This is a genomic window from Nonomuraea sp. NPDC049714, from assembly GCF_044465295.1.
GTDB lineage: Bacteria > Actinomycetota > Actinomycetes > Streptosporangiales > Streptosporangiaceae > Nonomuraea.
In genome coordinates, this window is sequence record NZ_JBITLM010000029.1 from 19,238 (window position 1) to 30,392 (window position 11,155).

Here is an 11,155-nt window from a genome sequence, read left to right on the forward strand (position 1 = left end):
GCAACATTGAATGCGTAGATCTGTCCGGGGGGCGGCAGGTGGCTGGTGAGTCTCTGCGGCTGGAGATACTCGGCCCGCCGAGGATCTGGCGCGACGGCGTCGAACGGGATCCCGGTCCCCGCCAGCAGGCCTATCTCCTCGCGGTTCTCCTCGCCCGCGCGGGACAGCCGGTCAGCACCGCCGACCTGATCGATCTGATCTGGGAGGACGACGTTCCGGCCTCCGCCATCAACGTCATCCACAAGTACATCGGCGCCCTCCGGCGCGTACTCGAACCCGGGCTTCCCGCCCGCGACACCGGCGCCTACCTCCACCGGCGCGGGAACAGCTACCTGTGCACCGCCGGCCCCGGCACGCTCGACCTCATCGCCTTCCGCGAACTCGTCGCCACGGCCAGGACCGAGCGACCCGAGGAAGCTCTGGGCCACTACGTCGCGGCACTCGGCCACTGGAACGGCCCGGCGGGCAGCGGGCTTTCCCATCGCACCGCCGGGATACCGATCTTCGCGGCGCTCGACGCGGAGGTCTTCGACGTATGCGTGACCGCCGCCGGGCTGGCGGTCGAGCTGGGCAGGCCGGAACGCGTGCTCCCCGCGCTCCAGCTGGCCGCGTCGATCGCACCGCTGCACGAACCCGTGCAGGCGAGCCTTGTCACCGCTCTCGGCGCCGCCGGGCACCGCGCCGAGGCGCTGGCGGTCTTCCGTACGGTCCGCACCCGCCTCGACGAGGAACTCGGCATCGACCCTGGCCAGGCGCTCCAGGCCGCGTATGCGCAGGTGCTCAAGCAGGCCGTCGCAGTCCCCGGCGGGGCGAGCCGTGATGAACCGCCCACGACCGGCGGGCTGGTCGGCCGGGCCGACGAACTCGCGACGCTCCGGCGAACGCTCGGACCGGCGCTCGCCGGCGGCAGCGGCAGCGGGATCGGCGTCGTCGAGGGCGAGCCGGGCGTGGGCAAGACCCGCCTGCTGGAGGAGATCGCCGCCGAGGCGGACCGGCAGGGAGCGCTCGTCGTCTGGGGCCGCTGCCTGGACGGCGACGGGACACCGTCGATGTGGCCATGGGTGCAGGTGATCGGCGCCCTCCTCGACAATCTGGCCGCCCCCGAGCGGGTGAAGTGGCACGCCGGTGAGCTCGGACGGCTCGTCGAGGCGCCGGACGACGCGGACGCCGTACCGATGATCCCGGACAGCGGCTCCAGGTTCCGGCTGTTCGAGCAGGTCGTCACCGTCATCAGCGCGTCCTCCGCGCGGCGGCCCGTACTCCTGGTCCTCGACGACCTCCAGTGGGCGGACATCGCTTCGCTCCAGCTGTTCAGCCACGTGGCGGCCAGGTTGCCCGCCCGCACCGCGGTCATCGGAGCACTCCGTGATCGCGCCCCCGCCCCCGGCTCGGAGCTGTCGCGCACGCTCGCCGCGGTCAGCCGGGTGTCCGGCCATCGTCGCGTGCGGCTCGGCCCGCTCGGCCCGGACGAGGCGATCGAACTCGTCCGGCTGGAGACCGGACTGGATCCGGATCCCGACGCCGCCCGCGGCATCCATGCCCGCACCGCTGGCAACCCGTTCTTCATCCGGGAGCTGTCCCGGATGCTCGCCCACGACGGCGCCCTCACCGATGCCGCCGGCGCGGTTCCGGCCACCGTACGCGACATCGTGATCGACCGGATGTCCGGCCTCGACACCGATGCCCGGGATCTGCTCAGGACCGCCGCCCTCATCGGACGGGACATCGACCTCGGCCTCCTGGCCCGCGCGGCCCACCTCACGGTCGAGAGCTGTCTCGAACGCCTCGAGTCGGTGGCGGCCCTCGGCATGATCGAGTCGACGCCGGAGAATCCTTACTCCTTGCGCTTCACGCACGACCTGGTCCGCGAGTCGGTCGTCGGTACGACACCCACTCCTCGCACCAGCCAGTTGCATCTGCAGATCTCGGACGCCCTGGAGATCGCCACGGCCGGTGGCGAGTCCACCGCCGAGCGTCTGGCGCACCATCTGTGGGCGGCCGGACCGCTGGCCGACCCGGCCCGCACCGCCACCGCCCTGGTACGCGCGGGCCGCAGCGCGGCAGGGAAATCCGCGCTCGAAGCCGCCGAACGGCATTTGCTGTCAGCCGCACAGGTGGCACGGACGGCGGGTCTCGCCGAACTGGAGCTGTCCGCCTTGTCGCAACTAACCGCCGTCCTCGGGATGCGATCGATGTACGGATTCTCATCGTTCGCCCAGCTGGAGCGGGCCGAGCGCCTGGCCCGCGAACTCGGCCGCGAGGTCGAGGCGGCGAGTTTTCTCTACTCCCGGTGGGCCGCTCATGCCCAGGCCATCGAGCTCGACCGCAGCGGCCCGCTGGCCCGCCGGTTGCTGGACGCGGGCGAGGCGTCCGCCGACCCGTTCGTGTCGACCAGCGGTCTGCAGGCCTGGGGTATCTACCAGTGGCACCTTGGCGACATCGGGGAGGCGTACCGGTACCTCAGCCGATCCAAGGACGTCCTCCTCGACCTCGCGCAACGTGACGAGGATCCGGTCCGGCACGATCTCCTGCTCATCATGATCGGGTTGCTCGCGGAGGTCACCGCGCTGCACGGTGACCTCGACGCGGCGCGCGAGATGCTCGGCATGCTCGACAGATCGACCGGCGACGACCCGTACGTGCGCACGATCTGGGCCACCTTCGCCGCACGGATCGCGTCGCTGACGGGTGATCCGGTCGAGGCGCTGGGCGTGACGGAGCTGGGGATCGCCGCGGATCCCGGACTGTCCTTCGCCTACCTCGGCACCTACCAGCGGCTGGCACGATGCTGGGCGCTGACCATGACCGGTGACGACCCCGCCGGGGCCACAGCGGAGGCCGAGCGGATCATCGCCACGGACCTCCTCGACCCACCGCGTTCATGCGTCGCCACCTGGTTCGGGCTGCTGGGCGAGATGCGGCTGATGAGCGGGGACACGGTCGGGGCCGCTGCCGCCCTCGACCGCGCGGACTTCTGCCTGGACGCCTACGGTCAGCGCTATCCGGAAGGATTGATCCTCCTGCAACGGGCGCGGCTGCTTCAGGCCCGCGGCGAACCGGAGGCCGCCGTTCGGCGCGCGGGCGAACAGGCGCGCGAGCTTTCGATCGCGCGTGGAGCCCACCTGTTCGCCCGCCGCGCCGAGACGTTCCTGGCCGGCCTCGGCTGACAGCGGGGGATCCCGCTACGGAGGAATTCCAGGAAGAACGCCATCGTTTCTGACCCGGAAGCGGATGGTTTGTTGATCGCCGCGTTCGCCATGAGCATCGTCGGCCGTTGAACGCTCGCGGGCGGATGGAGAAGGTACTCGTTCGCTCCGGGCCTTATGTCTGAGACGCTCGAGGGCTGCCGCCGTGCGACCCAACTGGATGAGATCAGCTGCGATGTCGTTCTGGATCTCGCTCTCCACGTGCATGTTGAGGAGTCGTACAGTCAGACCCAACGCGCGCTCGAGAATCTCGGCCGACTCCGTCAACCGGCCGAGCCGAGCCAGCATCTGACCGGTCTCCCAGAGACCGCTGATCTCCGTGTGGCGGTCCCCGGCGATCCGGTACAGCTCGACGGCCTTCTGGCTGTGGTCGAGAGCGACCTCGTCGCGGCCGGCCACGTCATGGACTCTGCGCAGGTTGCTGTGCACCAGTCCCTGCTCGAGCGCCATGCCGCGCTCGACATAGATGGACAGCGCCGCCGTCAGGAGCCCGACCGCCTCGTCATGGGCGCCGACCGAGAACCTCGCGCCCGCCAGGCCGCGCAGGACATGTGCCTCCCCGATCACGTCATGCTCCTGCCGGGCCGCACGCAAGGCAGCTCGCATGATGCTCTCCCACTCCTGGAAGCAGCCGGCCCATTGGAGATACCCATGCATGGTGGTCGCGAGCTGCCACGGCACGATTCCGTACCCGATGTCGGCGGCGAGCCGAACGACCTCCAGGAGCACCTGCCGCTGGCTGGCGAACCACGCGACTGCGTCGTCGCACGTTGCCGGGCATTCGGGCACGACGCCGGGCAGCGGTGGGGGCGGGACAGCCGGTGCCCGGTGGGGTTTCAGCAGCGCCTGTGCGTTGAGGCTGCTGTGCAGATAGTGCTGAAGCAGACGACTGGTCGCGGTATCGCGCTCGATGACGGACTCGCTGCCCAGGAGAAGCTCCTCCGCGTAGGCCTTGACCAGCACATGGGATGAGAAGCAGCCGGCGTCGTCCTCGGTCACCAGCGCCGCCTCCGTCAGCTCCGCCAGTGCGGCTCGGGTGCTCCGCGGCTCCCGGCCCGACAGGCTGATGCAGGCATCGGCCGTCACCCCCGGGCCGAGTGCCAACGACATCAGCCGGAAGAGGCGGGCAGCTTCCGCACTCAACTGCCGGTACGACCACGAGAAGGCGGTACGCAGGTCGGGAATGTCCCGGCCGCCAGGAAACGCGCCGAGCCGATTGACGCCGTCGCCGTCGCGGAGCTCGGCAACCACACCGTCCAACGACAACGTCGGGCGGGCGATCAGCCTCGCCGCCAGGACCGCGAGCGCCAAAGGCAGACGACCGCAGAGCTCGACGATCTCATCCACGATGCTCCCCTCGGCGGTGTGGACCGCTCCTCTCACTGCCCGTCCAGCAAGACGGCGCACGAGGAGTTCCCGTGCCGTGGCGTGATCGGGCACGTCGACCCGTAGCCGGTAGGCGCCGTCGAGGGCGGCCAGTCGAGGACGGCTGGTGATCACCACGAGACTGTCGGCGGAGTTCGGCAGTAACGGCCGGACCTGCACGGCGTCTCGGACGTTGTCCAGCAGCAGCAGGAACCGTTTCCCGGCGGTGAGGCTGCGATAGGTGCCCATGCGTGCGTCGAATGTGTCCGGCATATGCGACGCGGGGACGCCCAGGGCGTACAGCAGCGAGCTGAGTGCATCGCCGGCGGTCGGGCTACCTTCCTCGCGGTCGTCCCCCCGCAGATCGAGATAGAGCTGACCGTCGGTGAACTCGTCGGCGATCGCGTGCGCGAAGTGCGTCGCGAGCGTCGACTTGCCAACGCCGCCCATGCCGTCCAGCGCCACGGCCATCGGGCCGGTCCTGCGATCCGCGCGCATGCGACCCAGTGATGTCGTCAGCCTTTCCAGTTCGGGCTCCCGGCCGACGAACAGGGGGAGGCCGCGCGGCAGCTGGGCCGGATGCACGAGCGAAACCGGGCGCGGGTCGTCTGGCAGGGCATCGTGTTCTCCGTGTTCTCCTGGCGAGGCATCATGCGGGACGGCTGTTTCTGCCGACGGTACGGTCTGGGTGAGCACCACCCGGTGAGCTTCCTGAAGATCGTGGCCAGGGTCGATGCCGAGGTCGTCGGACAAGCGTGCGCGCATCTCCTGGAAAACGCTCAGTGCCTCGGCCCGGAGACCCAGCGCGGCGAGAGTGATGATCAGGCCGGCGTGGACGGGCTCGTTGTACCGGCTCATCCGCGCCGCGAGCCGCAGCGGTGCGATGACGAGAGACGGGCGACGGAGCCGGACCGCGACGTCGGCCGCGGAGACCGCCGCGTCGAAGAACTCGCGGTCGATGCCGGCGAAGGCCGCCGTGGCCCCCGCACTATCGGCGAGCGCCTCTCCCACGTTGCCGTGACACAGCGGCAGGGCTCGGGCGTATTGTTCGACCGCGTTCTCCGGGCGCCCCTGGGAAACGCTCGCCTTCGCCTCAGCGACGAGTCTCCGGAACGCGATCAGGTCCAAGGTCCCGGCGTCGGCCGTGAAGCGGTAGCCGTTGCCGTGCCGCACGAGGAAAGAGCCCGAGGTGCGGTGCGGCAGGTCAGGCTCCAGCAGTCGGCGCAGGTCGCCGACGTACTTGTGGACGATGTTGACCGCACTGGCTGGCGCGTCCGATCCCCAGATCAGGCCGACCAGGTCGGACATGCTGATGGGGTGGCCCTCGTGGGCCATGAGGAGCGCCAGCAGGCAACATTGCTGCCGCGGGCCGGCATCGAGCTCGTCGTCACCTCGCCAGACCCGGAGCGGGCCAAGAAGCTGCAGGCGTAGCGTGTTCGGACCCCGCAACGCTGGTTCACCATCGGTCGGGAGAGGATGCGACGTCACGTACTGATCCTTTTCTGCGCTTTGAGGCCATGACTCGGTGACCGGATGATGTGTTGACGATCTCTGGAGTGCTTCCCACGGGTCTGTCCACCCCTTCCAGGCCCTGGTCAACCTGTACATATGCAGTGCTTCCCTCTTGCCAGATGTACGGGTGGGGTGAGAAGTTCGGATCGCGGAGGAAGAAAATCTTCACTGGCCATCGATACCGTCGGCGCCATGAGTTCGGTCAGGCCAGACCCGGTCGCCGACATGGAGCCTTTCGTCCGTGCGGCTCAACAGGGTGATCCCGACGGGCTCGCCCGCCTTCTCCAGCATGAGTACCCGGGGATGCGGGCGGTGGCGGCCGGGGTTCTGGGCGCGGGACCGGATGCCGAGGACGCCTGCCAGGACGCCGCGGTCACCACACTCGCACGTATCGGCGACCTGCGTGATCCGTCCAAGATCCGCCCATGGCTGCACTCCATCGTCCGCAACAACTGCCGGATGATTCTGCGCAACCGTATGCCCGGCCTGGTCGAGTCAGCCGGCGCCGAACTGATCGCCTCGTCTCTCGACGACCCGGTCGCGACCATCGAACGCAGCGCCCTGCGCGACCTGGTCTGGCACGGCCTACGGCAGCTGACGCCCGCGACGCTGCCGGTGGCCATGCTCCGCTACTTCACCGTCCGCAACTCCTACGAGGAGATCGCCATGCTGTGCGGGATCCCGGTCGGCACCGTACGCAGCCGGCTGAGTGACGCCCGCCGTCAGCTGGCCACGGTTCTTCCACTGGCCAGCCATCATCGGCACCTGGATCAGGGCGCGATCAGCACCGAACGCGCTGAGGAGGCCGCCGCGATCTTTTCCGCGGTCGCGAACTGCGTACCGCTTCCGTCGCTTCATGAGCGCTGGGCCGAGGACCTGGTCATGTACTGGCCCAGCGGACGGATCTCAACCGGGCTGGCACCCATCTACGACATCCTGCACAGCGACTACCAGATGGGCGCCACGCATCGGCTCACCGGTGTGGCAAGCACACCCGGGATCACGATCTGGGAGGCCGACGCCATCTATGAGTCGGGCCGTCCGGACGGCTACCCGGCCGCGGGCACATGGCTGCTGCGGGAAAGGGCGGGCCGCGTCTGCGAGGTCCGCCTCCTTTATGGGAGCAGCGCGTCCTCAGCCTGACGTGGCCTGCGGGTACCACCACGAGGTCGCGGGGTTCCCCGGTTCCCCGGGAGCGGGCCCACCGTCGCGCGGCTTGTTCGTCGGACAGAGCGGCGCGGGGTTGGTGCTGGTTGCCGGCGGAGGGCTTGGTGAGCATCCATTCGACCCATTCCCGCAGCACGCGGCGGGTGACCTGGTCGAGTGGCAGGTGTCCGAAGCGGGGGAAGACGTGGCGTTCGGCTTCGGAGAGGTAGGTGGCGCGTTGGGTGGGGGAGGCGCCGAGGCGGGTGGCGTAGTTGTGGCGGGCGTAGTATTCGAAGCTCGGCATCTCAGGGTCGTGTGTGGGGTCGTAGTTGGGGTCTACGATGCCGTGGCAGCCCTTGGGGTAGCCGTGGGGTCGGTTCTCGCCGCTGAGCGTGACCAGCGAGGCGAAGTCATCGGCGACCTGGCGGGCGTAGCAGGTCTCGAAGTCTTCCTTGCTGTTCCTGCCGCCGCTGATCCGCCATTTGACCAGCCAAGACTTCGCGCCGTTCTTGGCCGTGCGTTCGATGATTCTCGCCACCGGTGCCCCCCGTTGACGTGCTGGTGGCATGGTGACGGACGCTGGGGCTGGTAGGCGGCGGGACGCGCGCAGATGATCAAATGTCGACTGCCGCATGGCGAGATGCGGGAACATCGAGGGAACATGATCTTGTGCTGATCATTAACGACCCGCTGGCATCGTTCGAAACAGGCCTCTGACCTGCGGCGATGTCGGTAGGGCGGGTGGGACTTGAACCCACGACCCACGGATTATGAGTTGGTTCCCTGAGTGTCGCTCAGTGTTATAGAGGGTTGTTTTGTACCGTCGTGGCCGTGATTCTCCCGATCATCGTGTCGGCCGGTACCGCCGCGTGTCGCCCCGTATTGCATACACGCGAGCAACCACCGAGCAACCATGCGTTCATGACCATCGGCACGATGTGCGATTTTATCGCATCTCGACAGTGTCGTGTGGGCAAGTCTTTCGGGATGGGGCTCGAGCTTCACGGTAGATCGAGCAACCACGGAGCAGTCATCGGCTGGCGAGTTCGCGTCCGCAAGCCAGGAATTGCAGGCGATTTCAGAGCGATGTGCGGCATGCTTGACGTGCATGGATGTAGTTTTCGGCAGGAACAAGGTCAGACACCGAATCCAATTATTGAGCCCCACAGCTTTTGCACCCCACACATTAACAGCGCAAACCTCTATCTAAACGAAATTGGGGCCACCAAGCGGTCGAAAGAATCAGCCGACATGACCGAACCGTTAGTCATTGGGGTGGGGCATGACGCACAAGAGTCCCTGTGATGAAATCCAGGCGCGGTCGAGGAATCGCCCGGTAATTCTTCCCAGAATGATCAGAAACTGGTCCAATATCTCTGCGTCCGACAAACTGTGGTCGCTGGTCAGATCTTCCCCATGGGCGCGGTATTCTTCCTCGTCTTCGATGCTTCTATACTCACCATCGTGCGTATATACCGGCTCATCCAGTTCCTCGATTGCGCCGATGTAGGAAATTTCAAATGCACGCCGGCCATGGCGGCTGAGCGCCTCTGCAGACGATTCTTGCCCACCGGCGAGGAGAAGAACATGGGACCAGCCGGGTGCATGCGACGTGATCCAAACTCGCTGCTCAGAACCTGCGGCATCGTACGACCTCATGGCCGTTTGAAAGTCGCACGTCTCCGTGGCCTCCGCCGGGAAGCCCAGACGCCGGGCCACCTCGTGACCATCCTCAATGCTGACCCATAGGGCGCCGAACCACCCGTCGAGCCCGTGCTCCATCAGAAGACGCAATTGGCTTTCGACCGGAAAGAGACTCACGAAATTATCCAGCTTCCCCTGCCTGAGAGCCCGAAAGAAGGACGGCGGACGGCAGTACGCCTTTCGCCGCCCTTCTTTCGGAGCTCTCCTCTTGTCAGGCCTCAGGGTCAATGAGCACCCAGAAGGAGTTGCCTGTCCCAACTCGATACTCAGTGTACCGTAGGCCGATTTTGCGGCCATGGGTTGAGTTGTGGGACTTGTTCAGGGCCCGCAGCGAGTAGTTGCCCTGGGCGGTGCCGGCCCCTTCCTTGGACGAGGCGAATGGATACTCGTCGCAGCTGTTGGATCCACCTATAGGCAGTTTGTCCGATCTCCAGGCATCCGGATATTTGTCCGACTGACAATATTTGCAGTATTTGATTAAAAACTTATGCCAATCATTGTTCGCGGGGATCGGCCAGCTCATTTCTTCCGTCGTCCCCACATCCATGAACATCTCGATCTTGGAGAATCGCGTCCTGTTGACGTCCTGGTCCCTAGGCTTGAGTTTTGTCAGCGGGTCACCCTTGGCTGCCCAGTTCCCGACGGTTATCGTCTTTGACGAGGCCAGGCGCCTCTGGGGACACGGTAGAGGACGCGCGACGCCGTGAACCAGTCCCGATCGAGGAACCGACGTGTGACCCGCCCCGCCAGGATGAGATAGCTCTCCACCATCTCCTCGAACCCGAGATTATAGCGTGCTTCCAGATCAAGCGTGTAATTCCGGAATTCTTCGAGCGCCCCCAGCGGGCCCAGGAGTTCTCCATCGTAGTAATAGAGCATTCCCTCATCATCGAGTTCGGCTAGGTCAGCCCTGTGGTGATGAGTGATGATTCGCCTACCTCCGGAGCTCGCCGCCGGTTGAAATGGAAGCCACCCCGTCAGGGTGACGGCGACGGACCAGCCAGGAGAATGCATCCCAATCCAGGTCATGGTGTCCCCGGAGTCATCGTCGGCCAGGTCGAATGACGTATCGAGATCACAAAGAATGCCCGAACTCGGATCGGCCCGGAATCGTTGCGCGGCCTCTTCGATATTCTCCGTGTCGATCCAGGTCGCATCGAACGAGCCGTTCAAGAGGTACTCCTCCAAGAGGTCCCATTGACTCTCCGCAGGAATTGCCTGCGACATGTCTGCCATCTCACTCCTTCGGTTCTTCGATTCTCGGAAAGAGTGTGGGGTGGAGGCGATCTCATAGCCGCCTCCACCCCACAGTTGGCCCACTGGACCCGGGGAACCTGCCAAGCCGGTTAGGTTGCCGTGCCGTCCGGCCATTCTGCGGTCAGGACTAGCTCACGATCTTGACCCAGAACTGGTTATCGGTCACTACCCGGAAATCTGCGTAGAAGTAGGTGAGTGCATCTCCATGCGCTTGGTTGTGATCCTTGTCGACCGCTTGGATGGAGAAGTTGCCGTCCTTCTTGCCGGCTCCTTGCTTGGTCGAAGCGAATGGATACTCATCGCATTGCACGCCTTCCTTGACGGGAACCCCGAAGAACATCTTCTCCGGGTCTTTGTATTTATCCGGAAAGTAGTACTTGCAGTAGTTGACCTGAGCTATCTCCCAGGGCTTCAGTTCGACATTGTCGTCCACATCCGGCCAACGTTGCTCGTTGTCGGGATTGCCCTGATCTGTCACGAATCGCAGATGCGAAAAGAAGCTTCGGTTGACGTTCGCGGCCGTCGTGTTCACCTTGGTCAGCGCTTCGCCGCCGGTGGCCCAGTTTCCGTGGATGGTCTTGCTCATGGGAGTCGCACCGATTCTCGCGGGCGGGTACTTGGGGTCGTTCCAGTTGTGACCGGCCCGCTTCGGGGGGAAGGTACCCGCGTTGGCCGTCGGGTTGAGCGCCTTCTCGATGTGCTGGATGATTTGGAGGAAGTTGCTGTTCGTGCTCTTGGACATCACGAACACTCGGGGGACCGAAGGCATGACGCAGCCTCCGATCCGTACGTGCTTTTTTATACCAAGCCTCTCCCAGTCACACTGGACTTCAGGTACCAGTTCCGTGTACGGAGAACCGTCATATTCACTGAGGCTTTTCCAACCTGATCGCGCAGGTCAGTAAGGACGGTGCCGGGACCGGTGGACATGAGAAGAGGCTCCCGGTAAGACAGCAGTCGACCAA

Annotated in this window: 7 protein-coding genes; 2 read left to right on the forward strand and 5 right to left on the reverse strand. The window is 65.7% G+C overall.

Annotation, left to right across the window (positions count from 1 at the left end; all coding sequences use genetic code 11):
• Positions 1-38 precede the first annotated feature (38 nt).
• The gene (locus ACIBQX_RS50310) at positions 39-3,167 is read left to right on the forward strand and encodes an AAA family ATPase (protein ID WP_397017816.1); all 3,129 of its coding nucleotides are present in this window, start codon (positions 39-41) and stop codon (positions 3,165-3,167) included.
• A gap of 15 nt (positions 3,168-3,182) precedes the next feature.
• Here ACIBQX_RS50310 and ACIBQX_RS50315 read toward each other — a convergent pair whose 3' ends face one another.
• Complete coding sequence (locus ACIBQX_RS50315) at positions 3,183-5,879, reverse strand: BTAD domain-containing putative transcriptional regulator (protein WP_397017817.1); 2,697 nt, start codon at positions 5,877-5,879, stop codon at positions 3,183-3,185.
• A gap of 396 nt (positions 5,880-6,275) precedes the next feature.
• Between ACIBQX_RS50315 and ACIBQX_RS50320 the strand changes: the two genes are divergently transcribed.
• Positions 6,276-7,226, forward strand: coding sequence for an RNA polymerase sigma factor (locus ACIBQX_RS50320; RefSeq protein ID WP_397017818.1), 951 nt, complete (start codon positions 6,276-6,278; stop codon positions 7,224-7,226).
• A gap of 1,266 nt (positions 7,227-8,492) precedes the next feature.
• On the opposite strand, the gene ACIBQX_RS50325 is transcribed toward ACIBQX_RS50320, so the two are convergent.
• From ACIBQX_RS50325 to ACIBQX_RS50340, 4 genes are all read right to left on the reverse strand, one after another.
• Positions 8,493-9,050, reverse strand: a complete 558-nt coding sequence (locus ACIBQX_RS50325) for a hypothetical protein (RefSeq protein ID WP_397017819.1) — start codon at positions 9,048-9,050, stop codon at positions 8,493-8,495.
• Positions 9,051-9,144: 94 nt separating this feature from the next.
• Positions 9,145-9,480 carry a NucA/NucB deoxyribonuclease domain-containing protein gene (locus ACIBQX_RS50330; protein ID WP_397017820.1) on the reverse strand — a complete coding sequence of 112 codons (336 nt, stop codon included), beginning with the start codon at positions 9,478-9,480 and terminating at the stop codon, positions 9,145-9,147.
• A gap of 98 nt (positions 9,481-9,578) precedes the next feature.
• Positions 9,579-10,169, reverse strand: a complete 591-nt coding sequence (locus tag ACIBQX_RS50335) for a hypothetical protein (RefSeq protein ID WP_397017821.1) — start codon at positions 10,167-10,169, stop codon at positions 9,579-9,581.
• 148 nt (positions 10,170-10,317) lie between these two features.
• Complete coding sequence (locus tag ACIBQX_RS50340; protein WP_397017822.1) at positions 10,318-10,932, reverse strand: NucA/NucB deoxyribonuclease domain-containing protein; 615 nt, start codon at positions 10,930-10,932, stop codon at positions 10,318-10,320.
• Between the last annotated feature and the right edge of the window lie 223 nt (positions 10,933-11,155).

Excerpts from the sequence above, each read along its gene's own strand:
- ACIBQX_RS50315 (WP_397017817.1), bottom strand. The coding sequence starts at position 5,879 with ATGTCCGACCTGGTCGGCCTGATCTGGGGATCGGACGCGCCAGCCAGT.
- ACIBQX_RS50320 (WP_397017818.1), top strand. The coding sequence starts at position 6,276 with ATGAGTTCGGTCAGGCCAGACCCGGTCGCCGACATGGAGCCTTTCGTC.
- ACIBQX_RS50330 (WP_397017820.1), bottom strand. The coding sequence starts at position 9,480 with ATGGATGTGGGGACGACGGAAGAAATGAGCTGGCCGATCCCCGCGAAC.
- ACIBQX_RS50340 (WP_397017822.1), bottom strand. The coding sequence starts at position 10,932 with ATGTCCAAGAGCACGAACAGCAACTTCCTCCAAATCATCCAGCACATC.
- ACIBQX_RS50335 (WP_397017821.1), bottom strand. The coding sequence starts at position 10,169 with ATGGCAGACATGTCGCAGGCAATTCCTGCGGAGAGTCAATGGGACCTC.